Consider the following 16,438-nt stretch of genomic DNA (forward strand, 5'->3'; position numbering starts at 1 on the left):
TGCTGTGGAGAGATGGTGGGGTCATTCTGGGCTCAGGAAGATTGCGATGCCTTGTCGGCGTCATGAAAGTCGGCGCCATGAAAAGGGCCATGGTCTGCACCATGGCCCTTGTGGTTTAACCCTGATCAAACCCTGTTACTGCCCTGGAGTGGGGCAATCTGGGCAAGTCGGACAGAGCGGGCAGGTAGCCGTTGCCATGTCGGTCGCGGTGCCAAAGCCCAGGGGTGCAGTCCCTGTGGCCGTGACCGTGTCGCTGAAGGAGATGGAGCCCGGGTTTTCCGACCCTGCACTACTTGGCGTGTAGGATCCAAAATAGTCCTTGCAGTCCGCCGCGTTAAGCGTGCCGATGTTGTGCACATTGCCGCTGGGGTCGTCGGTGACGGTCACGCCGCTCAGGTTCAGCGGCGGTATGAGGCCCACCCCTGTGGTATTGCAGACCTGGCCGCTGTAGTCGACCCTGATCACCAGCTGGCTACCCTCATCGATGACCTTGGTGCTACAGGTCTTGGTGACGCTGATCCCGGGTTCTCGTTGGACCGTGGGGCAGGCTGCCGTGGCGGATGCGGTGATCGTCTGCAGCCCGCCATCGCTGGAGGCGGCCTTGACACTGACACCGTTGGTCGGCCCGTTACCGGCGGCGCCAAAGCTGCCGCTGTAATCTTCCATTCCCCCTTTGGGTATGGAATCGAAGCTCGCGACGATGAAGTCATCGCTGGTGTCTGCCGGGGTGCCGTTATCGTCGGTGACGACGACGTCATAGATGGTGCCAAAGCCTCCGTTGGTGACGACGCCTTCGAAGCTGAAGGTGAAGCCGGTCTCGGTCTCGTTGAGGTCACCGCCGGTACAGACCTTGGTGATCTCGACCTTGCACAGTTCGAAGTTGTCCAGCACGAAGTCCTTCAATGCGGCCGTGAAGGAGCTGGAGGAGCGGGTCTCGGCCATGAAGCTGCTGAAGCAGCCGTCACTGCCGCCGACGATCTGGCTAAGGTTGATCCCACCCTCGAAGAAGCTCTCGAAGGGGAAGGTACCCTGAGTACCGCTCTTGGGGGTGTAATCGCTCCACAGGCCGCCGACACCGTTCGCCAGGGTGCTGGCGGGCACGGGGACGTTACCCGTGTTGGTCAGGGCACAGGCGAGGTTGGCACCGCCCTGGCTGGCACAGACGACGTCGTTGGCACCCGAACCTTGCAGCTTGAGTCGCAGATTGGAGGCGGCACATTGTCCCGGCTGCGGGTTGTTGTTGGCCGCCTTGCTGCAGGTCGGATCCCAGGTCACCACGGCCAGGTAGGGAACCGCGTTGTTTGCCTGCGGGAAGTTCATGAGCACCAGGGTATCCCCCGCGGTGTGCTTGCCGCTGAACTTGCCGTTGGGCAGGGCGGTGACCTTCTGTTTGAAGAACCAGAACCCCATGAAGGCGTCGCCTACATTGGAGATCCTGTCGGCGCCGAAGTAGAGCAACAGGTCGTTATTTTCGTTGTATGCGGCGGCATAGGCGTGGGTCAGGTCATCCTTGTCAGGCACCGAACCATCGCTCCAGCTCCATTTATCGATATCCAGTATGTCTTTATCCCCCCCGCCAAAGATGCTCCTTGGGGCGGTGTCCTGGATGATGCCGGTGAACTTGGTGGCCCCTCCGGTGTCGGGTGGGGTATCCCAGTCATCACTCATGACTGCACCTGTGTCGATGTTGTCCTGCGGGTTGGCATCCAGCTCGAACGGTGACTCCGCCGTGGCGGCCAGTACCGGCGCACAGAGCGCCAGCAGCAAGGTCAGGGCCGTGAGACCGTGCTGCCAACAGCGTGGCCAGAGAGGTATTGCTCGGGTATCCATGTTGCATTCCTTCTGCTTGTTGTTGTCCATGTCGTCCGGTTCTACTTGCACAGCCGGAGGCGCTGCATGAATGCAGACTTCGTTCCATATGGGTAAAGCATTGAAAATGAATGAAAAAATATTTATTTCGATGAGATGGGATGACGGCGTTGTTAACCGAAGGAGACAGAGATTGATGAATTATCGGTGTCTGAGCAGGCTTCCCATTGAAGGGGGGCTTTTTGGCACTGTTCCCGAGGCGAAACAAAGGGGGTATACCAGTTGCCTTGCTGGACTGGCAAAGCAACGCCATTATCTTGTTAAGATATTGTTTTAATTTGTTTTGTTGTCTTTTTGGGGCCTGTTCGAGTTCGTTTTTATCCTTGTTTCAGAAGTGGCACATGTAGGCCATCTATCCAATACTTTGCACATTGTTTGGCCGCAGAGCTGTGGAGTGTTGTTGATGGAGATTCGTACACTACTGTGTGTCAACACGAGCGAGGTGTGGCGCCCTCCGTCACATGCATCTTCACTGGGGTGGCGTTTTTGTTCGGCCTCATCGCCTCAGGAAGCTTTCAGCTACTACGCACAACAGGCGCCCAGAGTCGGTCTGGTGCTGTTGAGCGAAGATGCCGCCGAGGCGGTGGAGATCCTGTTTCGTCAGACATGCAGCACCATGATCTGGGTCGCACTCGCTCCCCCTCATCTGCTGGCCCTGCCCAGGGTGCAAGAGCTGCTCCTGAACTACTGTTTCGACTATCACAGCCTGCCGGTAGAGGATGATCGTCTACTCGCCGTGCTGGGGCATGCGTTTGGCATCGCCTGCTTGAGGAGGGGGGCTCATCGCCCCTGCGATCGTGGCAAGGAGGAGGGGGGAATTATCGGTACCAGCCCCGTCATGCGGCAGATGATGAATCGGGTCGAGCGACTGGCGAAGGCTGATTCGTCGGTGATATTGCAAGGGGAGAGCGGCACGGGCAAAGAGCTGGTTGCCCGGCTGATCCATCGGCACTCCCAGCGGGCGGATGGCCCCTTCGTTGCCGTCAACTGCGGCGCCATTCCACCCACCCTGATCCAGTCAGAACTGTTTGGCCATGAAAAGGGCGCTTTCACCGATGCCTGGCGCCGTCACATTGGCTGTGTGGAGCGGGCCCATCACGGTGTCCTGTTTCTCGATGAGATAGGGGATCTCCCGTTGCCGATGCAGGTCAATCTGCTGAGATTCTTGCAGGAACGCACCATAGTGAGAGTCGGTGGCGTTGAGCCTATCGAGGTGGATATCCGGGTGATAGCCGCGACAAACAGGGTGCTGGATCAGGAGATGGCGCAGGGCAATTTTCGTTCCGATCTCTTCTACCGTCTCTGTGTGCTGGACTTGGCACTGCCTCCCCTGCGTGAACGGGGGGAGGATATCATCTTGCTTGCCCAGTATTTCCTGAACAAGCTGGGTAATACCTTGAATCCCAAGGTGAATGGTTTCACTGCCAGCGCCATGCACCAGATGATGAAGTATCACTGGCCTGGCAATGTGCGGGAGCTCAAGAACCGGTTGGAGCGAGCGCTGGTCCTGTGTGAAGGGTGCCGCATCGATCACCAGGATCTGGGGCTGGCGTTGCCGCTGGTAGAGGGTGCCATTCGACCTCTAAATCTGGTCAGGGCCGAGGCGGAATGCGAGGCCGTGCGCCGGGCTTTGGTGCTCTGTGGCAACAATGTGACCGAGGCCGCCCGGCATCTCGGGATCTCCAGGCTCACCCTCTACCGGGTGCTGGAGCGTTCTGCACCTCCTCCTCCTCCCGAGGCCCTGATTTCCTAGCGTCTCCCCCGAGCTGACTTGCCGCTGTTCCCTGTTCGCCTGAGGCGTGTATCATACCGCCCTGCCATCGGCTCACCGTATTAGAAGACAGGATTGACACCATGCCCCTGCAAATCCGTCGTCGTCCCCGAGTGGATGACGCTCACCTGCCAGATACCCTGCACCCCCTGCTTCGCCAAATCTTCGCCAGCCGTGGGGTGGAGGATCCCGCCCTGCTTGAGCGCAGCGCCAGTCAGCTGCTGCCGCCCCAGCGCCTGTTCGGCATGGAGCAGGCGGTGCCCCTGCTGGCGGATGCCCTGACGGCGCAGCAGCGCATCCTCATCGTCGGTGACTTCGACTGCGACGGCGCCACCAGCTCGGCCCTGTGCGTGTTGGCCCTGCGGGCCATGGGGGGTCATCACATCGATTTTCTGGTGCCCAACCGCTTCGAGTTCGGCTATGGCCTCACCCCCGAGATCGTCGAGTTGGCGGTGGCCCGCGGCGCCGAGTTCCTCATCACGGTGGACAACGGCATCTCCAGCATTGCCGGGGTGGCGGCGGCCAAGGCGGCCGGGATGCGGGTACTGGTTACCGATCACCACTTGCCAGGCCAGGAGCTGCCTGACGCCGATGCGATAGTGAACCCCAACCAGCATGGTTGTGACTTCCCCTCCAAGTCCCTGGCCGGGGTGGGAGTGGCCTTCTATCTGATGGCGGCCCTCAATACCCATCTGCGCCAGAGCGGCTGGTACGAGCGCCAGGGCATTCGCGCCCCCAATGTGGCGGATTATCTGGATCTGGTGGCACTTGGCACCGTCGCCGACGTGGTAGCGCTGGATGGCAACAACCGCATCCTGGTGCATCAGGGGCTGCAGCGGATCCGGGCCGGTCGCTGCCGTCCCGGCATCCAGGCGCTGGTGGACGTATCGGGCCGCGACGGTCGCCGGCTGTGTGCCGCCGATCTCGGCTTTGCACTGGGGCCTCGCCTCAACGCGGTGGGTCGGCTCGATGACATGTCCCTCGGGGTCGCCTGTCTGCTGAGCGATGACCTCAATCTGGCGCGCCAGCTCGCTTCCGAAATGGACAGCCTCAACCAGGAGCGCAAGGAGATCGAGCAGGGGATGCAGCAGGAGGCCCTCGCCACCCTGGAACAGATCCGTTTTCGCGATGGTGAAGTCCCCTCCGGCATCGTGCTGCACAAAGACGAGTGGCATCAGGGGGTAGTGGGGCTGGTGGCCTCCAAGGTGAAGGAGAAGTACTACAGACCCGTGATTGCCTTTGCCGAGAGCAGCGACACCGAGCTCAAGGGTTCGGGTCGCTCCATTCCCGGGGTACACCTGCGCGATGCCCTCGAGTTGCTCGACACCCGCCATCCAGGTCTGATGGGCAAGTTTGGCGGCCACGCCATGGCGGCGGGGCTGACCCTGCCCAAGGCCAATATCGAGGCCTTCGGCCGGGCCTTCGAGACGGTCATCAGCGAGCTGGTGACCCCGGAGCTGCTGACCGGGGTGCTGCTCACCGATGGCGAGCTGCTGCCGGATGAACTGAGTCTGGAGCTGGCGGAGCTTATTCGCGCCTCCGGCCCCTGGGGTCAGGCCTTCCCCGAGCCGCTGTTCGACGGCGAGTTTGTGCTGGTGCAGCAGCGGCTGGTGGGGGAGAAGCACCTCAAGATGATGCTGACCACGGATTCGGGCCATGCGGTGGATGCCATCGCCTTCGGGGTCGATCTCAAGCGCTGGCCGGACGCCTCGGTGAAGCGGGTGCGGCTGGTCTACCGGCTCGACGTCAACGAGTGGCGCGGCAACCGCAGCGTCCAACTGCTGGTGGAGCATCTGGAAGCCGCTGGTCTCTGAGCTGGCGGCGACTGCGCCCTGTCGATGACAACGGTCACCCTGGGGTGGCCGTTTTTGTTGCAAGAGCGGCTATGCCCTCACTGAATGGGGCTCAGGGGGCGAGGAAGGGAGTCCGTTCCTAGCTGTTTTCATTGAGGTGTAAAATGCTCATTTTGTGGATAAAACAGGTCTATTTGTATTGAATTTAGCTAGCTAACGGATGCCAAAATTCAATAAAAAGAGCAATCGTGATATATTAACCCTCACCTAACCCCTGGCTTTTTCAAGGAGTCTGTGCCCTTGCCACCCCCTGGCCGACAATTGCGCTGGCCGATGGCGTTCGCCGTCGCCTGCCTGCTGTGGCTTGCCGCTCCTGCCGCGGCAGGGCTCGGTGCGCCCGCGCTGTCGCCCCAGGGGACATCGACATCCTCGATGCAACTGCACGAGCCCCCTGCGCCGGGGTTGGCCGACAGCGTCAGCCTGCCTCCCGTCTCCCAGTGGCGGCTCAGCTTCGAGCAGGGGCGGCGGCTGGAAGGGACCAGGGGCCCGGATCTCTACCAGATGCTGCTGGCCTGGTTCCAGCACGAGATCCTCGGCCTGCTCTGCGGCCTGCTGTTCTTCCTGCCCCTCATCTATCTCAGACAGTGGCCGGGTTGCTTAGGTCATCTGCACCAGCGGCAACTGCTCTGCCATCACCTGCAATTTCGCTTCTGCCACGGCGACTAGTGTCCTTCCCCTCGCCGGGCGCACGCCTTCTCTGTCACTGATCCCTTTTTGTTGATCCATCGATCCCTGTCGTCTGCGATCGCGCCCGTGTTGACTGTCATCCCGTTCCTGCCGCTGGCCCTGGCCAGAGGCGAACATTCTCTTTGCACAATCAAGTGGTGAGCCGGATTCATGGACTATTACGTCAATTTGTTTATTCAGTCGATCTTTGTGGAAAACCTGGCCCTGGCCTTCTTTCTCGGCATGTGTACCTTCCTCGCGGTGTCGAAGAACATCAACACCGCCTTTGGTCTTGGCATGACGGTGCTGGTGGTCATGGTGATCGCCATTCCCCTCAACAACCTGATCTACCGCCATATCCTGCGCCCTGACAGCACCTTCCTCGGGGAGTTTGACCTGAGCTTTCTCGATTTCATCATCTACATAGGCGTGCTGGCGGCTCTGGTGCAGGTGATGGAGATGGTGCTGGACAAGCATTTCCCGGCGCTCCATCAGGCCCTGGGGATCTACCTGCCGCTGCTGACGGTGCACTGCGCCATCTTCGGCGGCGTCATCTTCATGGCCCAGCGGGATTACGACTTCATCGAATCCCTGGTCTATGGGGCTGGCTCCGGGCTCGGCTGGCTGCTGGCCATCGTCGCCATCGCCGGCCTGCGCCAGAAGATGAAGTACTCGGACGTGCCAGAGGGATTGAGGGGCATCGGCATCACCTTCATAGTGGCTGGGCTGATGTCGCTGGGCTTCATGTCGTTTTCCGGGATCTCGCTGTGAGCGCCGGCTCGCCATGGCATGAGGAAAGAGGGTTGATGACGAGAGCCATCAACCCAGCATCTTGGCCATGTTGTAGCCCGTGATATGAAAGCCGATCTCTTCGTAGAGCGCCCTGGCTCTGGGGTTGTCATGGGCGACCCTCAGCTTGATCTGACTGACGCCAAGGCACTTCAACTCGGCCTCCAGCACCGCCATGGCGGCCTTGCCATATCCCAGGCCACGATGGGCCGGGAGTGTGTAGAAGTCATAGATAAAGGTGGTGTGGGCGGCGCTGTCGACACAGTGCCAGAGATAGCCGGCGATGGCCGCCGTCGGCGCGACTTCATTCCCCGTATTGCCACTCACAGTGTCACTCACAGGGAGGATGCAGAGCAGGCTCTGGCCCGGTGTGGCGGCCCCTTGGGGCAGGTGTTGCAGCAAGGAAGCCTCGGCTTGATGGCGGGCATCGGCCAGGGTCAGCCCGTGATTGCTGGCGAGATCCTGGGCGTAGTCGTCGATGAAGTAGTCGCGATAGGCGGGGAAAGCCGCCTCATCCATGGGGATCAGACGAACGATAGGGGTTGGCATCTGAGTGTCACTCAAGGAAAGGGAGTCGCCACCTTAACCCCGGCGCCGGGAATTAGCCATGGGGTTGGCCGGGCGTGTCGAGTCCGACATGTTCAACAAGAAGAGCGCCCTTGGGCGCTCTTCTTTTAGCAGGAGAGGTTATTTGACCCCTCTTTCGGGCGAGATCATTTGACCTCTTCGCCCTTGGCTTGCAGATCCGCATGGTAGGAGGAGCGCACGAAGGGGCCGCAGGCGGCGTGGCTGAAGCCGAGATCCATGGCGACGTCCTTCAGCTCGTCGAACTCTGCGGGCGGCACGTAGCGCTTGACCGGCAGGTGGTGACGGCTCGGCTGCAGATACTGACCCAGGGTCAGCATGTTGACGCCGTGCTCGCGCAGGTCCTTGAGCACCTGGACGATCTCCTCGTTGGTCTCGCCAAGGCCCATCATGACACCGGACTTGGTCGGCACATGGGGGTGCATCTCCTTGATGCGGCGCAGCAGCTCCAAAGACCACTTGTAGTCGGCACCCGGGCGGGCGACCCGGTACATGCGCGGGGCGGTTTCCAGGTTGTGGTTGAACACATCCGGCGGCGTCTCGCGGAACACCTCCAGCGCCTGCTCCATCCGGCCGCGGAAGTCCGGGGTCAGGATCTCGATGCGGGTCTGGGGGCTGTGCTCGCGGATCTGCTTGATGCAGTCGGCGAAGTGCTGGGCACCGCCGTCACGCAGATCGTCGCGGTCCACCGAGGTGATGACCACGTATTTCAGCCCCATCTCCTTGATGGTGAGCGCCAGCTTCTTCGGCTCCTCGGGATCCAGCGCCAGCGGGCGGCCGTGGGCCACGTCGCAGAAGGGGCAGCGACGGGTGCAGATGGCACCCATGATCATGAAGGTGGCGGTGCCGTGGTTGAAGCACTCCGCCAGGTTGGGGCAGGAGGCCTCTTCACACACCGAGTGCAGCTTGTTCTTGCGCAGGGTGCTCTTGATGTGCTCGATCTTCTGGCTCGACGGCGGCAGCTTGATCCGCATCCAGTCCGGCTTGCGCAGCACTTCCTCGTTGGGATCCGGCATGAATTTCACCGGGATCAGGGCCATCTTGTCGCCATCGCGTAGCTTGACGCCCGGCTCCATACGAACGGGTTTGCTCATGATTCACTCTCGGTGTTTGTTATTGTCTGATTGATAGCCACCAGGGTCCTGTCGGGGCCCTCATGACCACGCAGCATGGGCTTGTTCATGCTGCCTCTTCGGTATTCGTGATCGTCTCATAGCCAATCAGGCTGGCCAGCTCCATCACCAGGATGGATTGTGCCTCTGCCACGCTCTGCGGGCCGCCCAGGGCGCTGGTCTGGGTCATGGCCATGCCCGCATAGCCACACGGATTGATGCGCAGGAAGGGGGTCATGTCCATGTTGACGTTCAGCGCCAGCCCGTGGAAGGAGCAGCCCTTGCGGATTCGCAGGCCCAGGGAGGCGAGTTTGGCCTCCATGCCCAGATCGTTCTTCACGTAGACGCCGGGGGCATCGGCCTTGGCATAGGCCTCAATACCGCTCTTCGCCAGGGTATTGATGATGGCGGTTTCCAGGCAGGTCACCAGTTCGCGCACAGAGAGCTTGCTGCGGCGCACGTCCACCAGCACGTATAGCACCAGCTGGCCGGGACCGTGATAGGTCACCTGGCCGCCGCGATCGCTCTGCACCACCGGAATGTCACCGGGGGCGAGCAGATGCTCGGCCTTGCCGGCCTGGCCCTGGGTGTAGACGGGATCGTGCTCCACCACCCAGAACTCGTCCGGGGTGTCGCTGGTGCGGTTGTCGGTGAAGGCCTTCATGGCGTCCCACACCGGCTGGTAGGGACGACGACCCAACTGTCTGACTAACAGCCGTGGCTGGGCGGGGATCTGTGATGACATCTTTCCTCACTGACGGCGCTTGCGTCGGCAAAACAGAATGGCAAATAATCGCTCGCCCCGATGGCGGGGCGAGAGAGGCGACTCACAGGACGTAGCGAACCAGCTCGATCTTGCCGAGTGCGGTGTACATGGCTTCGATGTGCTCCTTGCTCTGGGCGGTGACCGTCACTCGTACCGAGTGATAGTTACCCTTGGTGCTGGCCTGAACGGTCGGGCTATAAGTGCCTGGGGCGTGTTGCTGCAGCACTTCAACCACTTGATCCGGCAGGGCGGGATCGGCCACGCCAAGCACCTTGAACGGGAACTTGCAGGGGAACTCCAGCAGCTCATCAAACTTGGTATTCATCTCACTCACCTTTAGTGTCGTCATCAAACGACGTCATCTTGCATCTTGTTTGGCCGAGGGACTCGGGCCGCCAGTCGCGTCAAGCATGGGCACGGTTCCACGTTATATGGGCATTGCCCGGCACGGGATCAAGGCCCGCCAGGTCGACAAGACGTGGGAATGCTGCTTTTTACCACAAATGGAGCGTCGGCGGAACCTGCAGATTGCAGGGTTATTCACTGCAATTGCACGGTAAAGACAGCAGCGGCGCCTGTTGGCGCCGCTGTTTGGTGATGATAATAGGCCTTGCTTATTTGAACCAGCTGGAGACCAGCATCACCAGGTAATCCCACAGACGGCTCATCAGGCCACCTTCCTGCACCTCTTCCAGGGCGACCAGCGGAACCTGCTTGATCTCCTTGTCACCCTGCTTGAGGAACACGGTACCGACACGTTGACCCTTGGCCAGCGGTGCCTTCAGTTCGCTCTCAAGCTGGAAGTCCGCCTTCAGGTTGTTGCCCTGACCACGGGTGACCAGCACGGAGACATCCTGATCGACGCCCAGTTTCACTTCGGACTTGTCGCCCATCCAGATCTTCTGGGTGACCAGCTCGGTACCTGCCTTGTAGGGGGTCAGGCTCTGGAAGAAGCGGAAGCCGTAGGTGAGCAGCTTCTTGCTCTCGGCGGCGCGGGAACCTTCGCTGCTGGCGCCCAGCACCACGGCGATCAGGCGCATGCCTTCGTTGTTGGTGGCGGAGGAGACCAGGTTGTAGCCGACCTGGCTGACGTGGCCGGTCTTGATGCCATCCACTTGCAGGGACTGATCCCACAGCAGGCGGTTGCGGTTGTGCTGGGTGATGCCGTTGAACACGAACGACTTCTGGGAGTAGATCTTGTACTCCTCCGGCAGGTCGCGGATCAGGGCCTGACCCAGACGGGCCATGTCATGGGCGGTACTGTAGTGACCCTCCGCATCCAGACCGTGCGGGTTCATGAAGTGACTGTCGTTCATGCCGAGCTTGGCGGCCCAGGAGTTCATCAGGCTGGCGAAGGAGTCGGTGCTGCCCGCCAGGTGTTCGGCCATGGCGACGCAGGCGTCGTTGCCGGACTGGATGATGATGCCCTTGTTGAGATCATCGACCGAGACCTGCTTGCCCACCTCGATGAACATCTTGGAGGAGTCGGAGTAGTTCTTGGACCAGGCGTTCTGGCTGATGGTCACCATGTCGGTGCGCTTGATGTTCCCCTTCAGCAGCTCCTGGCCGATGATGTAGGAGGTCATCATCTTGGTCAGGCTGGCGGGGGGCAGACGCTCTTCGGCGTTCTGCTCGGCCAGCACCTGACCGGAGTAGTAGTCGATCAGAATATGGGCCTTGGCGGAGATCTCCGGCGCGGCAGGCACCACCATGGGGGAGCTGTTCAGGGTGGGGACCGGCTGGGCAGTCGGCAGAGCCGAATCCGGCGTCGGTACCGGCTGGTTGGCCTGGGCGGTGGCGCTTAGCAGGGAGGCCAGAATAACGGAACGGGCAAATTTGGACATCTTGAAATTCCTGGTGCCTGGATGGGGAGTACCCAAGTTGAAAAAAAGCGGGCTCCACTATACCAGATGTGCCGGTCGGTCATAGTCCGGCGTGCCATCTGGTCTGGTTTTTTATCCATCGATTGTCGACGTCACGCCGGGAAACGACGTGACGCCGAGGGAAAGTGACGGTTCACTCTGTCGACCCTGTCATCAGGGAACGATGAAAGCCTGTTCCAGCCCCCCCTGCCGGATCTGCTCCAGCAGGCTGGCCTGCTGATCGGCGGCGACCGGTCCCAGCAAGACCCGGAAAATGGCGCCGTGGGCCACCACCTGGTAGGGCACGCCATAGCGCTGGGTCATCACCTTGCCCATGGCCTCGGCTCTGGGCTGGGAGCCGCTGGCCAGCACCTGGATCATCTTGCCCTGGCCGGTTGCGGCCTTGGGTGTGGAGAGGGTGGTGGTCGCCGTGGCGGCCGCAGCGGGAGCAGCCTTGGCCGGGGCGACTGTGGTCGCAGCCGCTGGCTGGGCTTCACCCAGGAAGGCGGCCTCCTGGGCTGCCGGTTGCATGGGTTGCATCGGCGTCATGGGCACCATCTCGACCATCTGATCCGGCTGATCGGTTATGAGTTCCAGCCGCACCCGGGCCTCGCCGCCATCGACCATCTCCAGCTGTGTGGCTGCAGCCTGGGAGAGATCGATCAGGCGTTCGCTGCCGAAGGGACCGCGATCGTTGACTCGCACTATGGTCTCCAACCCGTTGTCCAGGTTGGTGACCCGCACATAGCTCGGCAGTGGCAGGTTGCGGTGGGCGGCGCTGAACAGGGTGCTGTCCTGCACGTCGCCGTTGGCGGTCTTGTTGCCATCGAGATCCTGGGACAGCCAGCTGGCGGTGCCCTCCTCGCTGTAGTGCTTGATGTCGCGCCACACCTCGAATTTCTGCTTGCCGATCCAGTAGTCACGGTTGCCGCTCTCGCTCAGGGGCTCTGGGCGGGGGATGGCGCCGGTCGCCTGCGGGATCTCGATCACCTGGGGTTTTTCCTGCGGGACGGGTTCGGGCGGCAGCGGCTGTGGCTCCGGCTGGCTGCTACAGGCGGCCAGCAACAAGGTCAGGCTGAGGGGGAGAAGTCTGTGGCTGTAATGCATAAGCGTCCTGGATGGCTTGACTGAGTTGATGCACCGCCATCGCATAGAGGGGGCTGCGGTTATAGCGGGTGATCACATAAAAATTGTGGCGCGCGACCCAGTATTCGGGCCCGTCTGCCTGTTCCAATGCCAGCAGTTTGACCGGCGTGTCCGGTGCCAGCGGGGCGGCGAGCTCGATCCCGGCGGCGGCCAGCTCGGCCCACTGCTGCTTGAGCTCGGGCTCTGGCCTCAGCAGGGTACCCACAGGCGCCAATCCAATCAAGGCGGGCTCCACGACGGATTCCCCCCAGCGCCAGCGGTGCTCGGCGAAGTAGTTGGCCACGCTGCCGATGGCGTCTGCCGGGTTGGCAAACAGATCCCGCTTGCCATCCCCGTCAAAATCGACGGCGTAGTGACGGTAACTGGAGGGCATGAACTGCCCCATCCCCATGGCGCCCGCGTAGGAGCCCTTCAGGCGGGTGAGTGGCCACTTCTCCTCCCGGGCAAGCAGCACCAGCTGGGCGAACTCCTTGGCGAAGAACTCCTCGCGCGCGGGGTAGTGGAACCCCAGGGTGTAGAGGCTGTCGAGCACGGAATGGCGACCCATCTGGCGACCGTAGAAGGTCTCGATGCCGATGATGGCGACGATGAGGGAAGCGGGCACCCGGTAGTACTGCTCGGCCCTGGTCAGGGTGGCGGCGTGGCGTTGCCAGAAGCCGACCCCGTCCCTGATCCGCTGCGGGGTGACGAATAGCGGCCGGTAGCGATGCCAGGGCTTGGCCTCCCAGGGGCGGGTTATGGTGTCGAGCACATCCTGGCGCAGTTGGGCCTTTGCGGTGGCTGCCTGCAACTCGGCAAGCGGCACCGAGTGCTGCAGGGCGAGCCGCTCCAGCTGCGGTGGCTCGGGGGCCGCACCGGCCGTCAGTGACACGGCCGTCAGCAACCAGCAGGCCAGCCCCCGCCACCCCAGACTCATCAGGCCAGCAGCCTTCTGTGGGTCTGGATGGACATCAGGATGCCGAAGCCCGCCATCAGGGTCACCATGGAGGTGCCGCCATAGCTCACCAGCGGCAGGGGGACCCCCACCACAGGAAGGATGCCGCTCACCATGCCCATGTTGACGAACACATAGACGAAGAAGGTGAGGGTCAGGGCGCCGCCGAGCAGGCGCTCGAAGCTGTTCTGGGCCTGCATGGAGATGAACAGGCAGCGGCTGATGATGTAGAGGTAGATCACCAGCAGCAGGGCCACGCCCACCAGGCCGAACTCCTCGCTGAACACCGCGAAGATGAAATCGGTATGGCGCTCCGGTAAAAATTCCAGCTGGGACTGGGTGCCCTGCAGCCACCCCTTGCCGAACACGCCGCCTGAGCCGATGGCTATCTTGGACTGGATGATGTGGTAGCCGCGCCCGAGGGGATCTTTCTCCGGGTCCAGCAGCATCAGTACCCGCTGGCGCTGGTAGTCGTGCATCAGGAAGAACCAGAGCACCGGCATAAAGGCGGCGATGAGCAGCACAGCCAGACCAATGAGCCACCAGCTGATCCCCGCCAGGAAGATCACGAAGAAACCGGAGGCCGCCACCAGGATGGAGGTGCCGAGGTCGGGCTGGGCCGCGATCAGCAGGGTGGGCAGCAGCACCATCACCAGGGCGATCACCACATGGCTGAACTTGGGGGGCAGGGAGTGCCGGCTGAGCCAGGCGGCCACCATGATGGGCATGGAGAGTTTCATCACCTCGGAGGGTTGGAACTTCATGAAGCCGAGGTCCAGCCAGCGTTGTGCCCCCTTGCCGATGTGACCGAACACGTCCACCGCGATGAGCAGCAGCACCACCAGGGTGAACAGGGGCACGGACCAGCGCGCATAGAGGGAGGGGGGCAGCTGGGCCAGGCCGATCATCAGGGCGAAGGCGAGGCCGCCGCGCACCAGCTGGCGCACGATGGAGTCCATATCCTGACCGGAGGCGGAGTAGAGCACCACCATGGAGAGGGTCATCAGCGCCAGCAGGCCGAGCAGCAACGGCAGGTCGATGTGCAGTCGGTACCAGAGGCTCTGTTGGCGGGCGGAGTTACTCATGATGGGAGAAGCCCTCGTGCTGCATGGATGGCCTGGGGAGGCAAGATGCCTTGCAGGCGTGCGGAGTTACTCATTGGGAACGGCCTCGCTCTGATCCGGGCTGGGGGTGGACGGCTTGCTGGGGGCGGGGGGCAACTGGGGTTCCGGCGGCAGCAGGTAGGCGTCCAGCATGTGGCGGGCGACCGGCGCCCCCATGGCACTGCCGCCACCGGCGTTTTCCAGCACCAGGGCGACCACGGCCTTGGGAGCCTCGAACGGCGCGAACGCGACGAACAGGGCGTTGTCGCGGTGCTCCACCTTGGTGGTGGCCGCGTTGTAGACCTGGTTCTCTTTCAGGCCCACCACCTGTGCGGTACCGGATTTGCCCGCCGCCTTGTAGGGGGTATTGGCAAAGGCGCGGCGACCGGTGCCCTCGTGACCGTTGATGACGCGCCACATGCCGTCCTTGGCCACCTGCCAGTAGGTGTCGCTCTTGGCGGCGATGGCCACGTTCGGGTTGATGGGGGCATTGACCACGCCATCCGCCGAGGCAGTGCTCTTGAGCAGGTGTGGCGTTACGTCGTGACCGTTCTGGGTCAGGATGCTGATCGCCTTGGCGAGCTGGATGGGGGTGGAGCTCCAGTAGCCCTGGCCGATACCGATGGAGATGGTGTCCCCCTGATACCAGGGCTGACGCCAGCGCGCCATCTTCCAGTCGCGGGACGGCATGACCCCCTTGGTCTCTTCATAGAGGTCGACGCCACTGTACTGACCGAAGCCGAACTTGGTCATGTAGCTGTGGATCTTGTCGATGCCGACCCGGTAGGCGAGATCGTAGAAGTAGGTGTCCGCCGATACCTCGATGGCGCGATAGACGTCGAGCCAGCCATGACCCCAGCGGCGCCAGTCACGAAACTTCTTGGTGGTGCCCGGGATGGAGAAGCTGGGGCCACCGAAGTAGCGATAGTTGGGGGTGATGGCCCCCTCGTTCAGCCCCATCACCGCCATCATGGGCTTGACGGTGGAGGCGGGGGCATAGATACCCTGGGTGGTACGGTTCACCAGCGGGCGGGCCGGATCATTGAGCAGCGCCGAGTAGTTGGTGTTGGAGATGCCGGTCACGAACAGGTTGGGGTCGTAGCTCGGACTCGACTCCATGGCCAGGATGGCGCCGGTATTGGGATCCATCATGACGATGGCGCCCCGACGACCGGCCAGCAGCTCCTGTGCTTTAAGCTGCAGGCGGATGTCGATGTTGAGGTAGATGTCCTTGCCGGGCTCCGGCGGCTGGAACTTGAGGGTGCGCACCACCCGGCCGCGGTTGTTGACCTCGACCTCCTGGTAGCCCGCCACGCCGTGCAGCTGATCCTCGTAGAACTTCTCCACCCCCTGCTTGCCGATGTCCTTGGTGGCGGCATAGTTGGCGAGCTTGTCCTCCTTGTCGAGGCGCTCCACGTCACGGGTGTTGATCTTGGCCACATAGCCCAGCGCATGGGTCAGGGTATCGCCAAACGGATAGTAGCGCTTGAGATAGGCCTCTATGCTGGCGCCCGGATAGTTGTGCTGGTTGACCGAGAAGAGGGCGACCTGATACTCGGTCAGCTTCTCGAACAGGGGCACCGGTTTGAAGCGGCGCTGGCGCTTAACCTCGGCCAGGAACCGCTCCTTGGTCCCCTCCGGCAGGGCCAGCAGGGTGATCAGCTCGTCGGCTGTCTTCTCCAGATCCTCGGTCTCTTCCGGCACGATCTCCAGGCTGTAGACCGGGCGGTTTTCCGCCAGCAGCACGCCGTTCGCGTCATAGATGAGGCCCCGTGGCGGTGCCACCGGCACGACCCGGATCCGGTTGTCGTTGGAACGGGTCTGATAGGTTTCGTAAGACTCCACCTGCAGGTAATAGAGATTACCCAGCAGCACCAGCATGAGGACGACCATGCCGATGTAGGCGACCAGGGTGCGCCGGAAGAACAGACGTCCCTCGGCACTGTGATCGCGCATTTCGATGCGATTCTTCAGCATGCCGT

General features: G+C 62.0%; 14 protein-coding genes. 4 read left to right on the forward strand and 10 right to left on the reverse strand.

The genetic code is table 11. The features are described 5' to 3' along the window. Positions 1-135: 135 nt before the first annotated feature. Positions 136-1,830, reverse strand: a complete 1,695-nt coding sequence (locus KI797_RS05030) for a hypothetical protein (RefSeq protein WP_226171803.1) — start codon at positions 1,828-1,830, stop codon at positions 136-138. Positions 1,831-2,272: 442 nt separating this feature from the next. On the opposite strand from KI797_RS05030, the gene KI797_RS05035 reads away from it, so the two are divergent. The 4 genes from KI797_RS05035 (at position 2,273) to nqrE (ending at position 6,930) form a co-directional block, all read left to right on the forward strand. After that, positions 2,273-3,622, forward strand: coding sequence for a sigma-54 dependent transcriptional regulator (locus tag KI797_RS05035; protein WP_081805640.1), 1,350 nt, complete (start codon positions 2,273-2,275; stop codon positions 3,620-3,622). Positions 3,623-3,723: 101 nt separating this feature from the next. After that, entirely contained in the window at positions 3,724-5,454 is a 1,731-nt protein-coding gene (recJ, locus tag KI797_RS05040; protein WP_182788040.1) for a single-stranded-DNA-specific exonuclease RecJ, read from the forward strand. A 273-nt stretch (positions 5,455-5,727) separates the two neighbouring features. Beyond that, entirely contained in the window at positions 5,728-6,159 is a 432-nt protein-coding gene (locus tag KI797_RS05045; protein WP_226171805.1) for a hypothetical protein, read from the forward strand. Positions 6,160-6,330: 171 nt separating this feature from the next. After that, positions 6,331-6,930, forward strand: a complete 600-nt coding sequence (gene nqrE, locus KI797_RS05050) for an NADH:ubiquinone reductase (Na(+)-transporting) subunit E (RefSeq protein ID WP_043129091.1) — start codon at positions 6,331-6,333, stop codon at positions 6,928-6,930. A 48-nt stretch (positions 6,931-6,978) separates the two neighbouring features. Here nqrE and KI797_RS05055 read toward each other — a convergent pair whose 3' ends face one another. The 9 genes from KI797_RS05055 to mrdA all read right to left on the reverse strand — a co-directional run bounded on the left by KI797_RS05055 (position 6,979) and on the right by mrdA (position 16,433). Next, positions 6,979-7,497 (reverse strand): GNAT family N-acetyltransferase, encoded by a 519-nt coding sequence (locus KI797_RS05055; RefSeq protein WP_226171807.1) that lies wholly within the window; start codon positions 7,495-7,497, stop codon positions 6,979-6,981. 164 nt (positions 7,498-7,661) lie between these two features. Then, positions 7,662-8,627, reverse strand: a complete 966-nt coding sequence (gene lipA, locus KI797_RS05060; RefSeq protein WP_042649627.1) for a lipoyl synthase — start codon at positions 8,625-8,627, stop codon at positions 7,662-7,664. An 85-nt stretch (positions 8,628-8,712) separates the two neighbouring features. Beyond that, positions 8,713-9,390 carry a lipoyl(octanoyl) transferase LipB gene (lipB, locus tag KI797_RS05065; RefSeq protein WP_043129089.1) on the reverse strand — a complete coding sequence of 226 codons (678 nt, stop codon included), beginning with the start codon at positions 9,388-9,390 and terminating at the stop codon, positions 8,713-8,715. Between the two features lie 82 nt (positions 9,391-9,472). Then, the gene (ybeD, locus tag KI797_RS05070; RefSeq protein WP_226171809.1) at positions 9,473-9,736 is read right to left on the reverse strand and encodes a DUF493 family protein YbeD; all 264 of its coding nucleotides are present in this window, start codon (positions 9,734-9,736) and stop codon (positions 9,473-9,475) included. 289 nt (positions 9,737-10,025) lie between these two features. Then, positions 10,026-11,255, reverse strand: a complete 1,230-nt coding sequence (locus tag KI797_RS05075; protein WP_226171811.1) for a D-alanyl-D-alanine carboxypeptidase family protein — start codon at positions 11,253-11,255, stop codon at positions 10,026-10,028. A 192-nt stretch (positions 11,256-11,447) separates the two neighbouring features. After that, positions 11,448-12,380, reverse strand: coding sequence for a septal ring lytic transglycosylase RlpA family protein (locus tag KI797_RS05080; protein WP_226171813.1), 933 nt, complete (start codon positions 12,378-12,380; stop codon positions 11,448-11,450). Beyond that, entirely contained in the window at positions 12,322-13,335 is a 1,014-nt protein-coding gene (gene mltB, locus KI797_RS05085) for a lytic murein transglycosylase B (protein WP_226171815.1), read from the reverse strand. Before mltB ends, KI797_RS05080 begins: the two co-directional genes overlap by 59 nt. Further along, positions 13,335-14,438, reverse strand: a complete 1,104-nt coding sequence (gene rodA, locus KI797_RS05090) for a rod shape-determining protein RodA (protein ID WP_226171817.1) — start codon at positions 14,436-14,438, stop codon at positions 13,335-13,337. The genes mltB and rodA overlap by 1 nt, the downstream gene beginning before the upstream one ends. 66 nt (positions 14,439-14,504) lie before the next feature. Continuing rightward, a complete protein-coding gene (mrdA, locus tag KI797_RS05095; protein WP_226171819.1) occupies positions 14,505-16,433 on the reverse strand; it encodes a penicillin-binding protein 2 in 1,929 nt (642 codons plus the stop codon). Positions 16,434-16,438: the final 5 nt, after the last annotated feature.

Origin of the sequence: Aeromonas media, assembly GCF_020423125.1 — a bacterium.
Taxonomy (GTDB): Bacteria; Pseudomonadota; Gammaproteobacteria; order Enterobacterales; family Aeromonadaceae; genus Aeromonas; species Aeromonas media.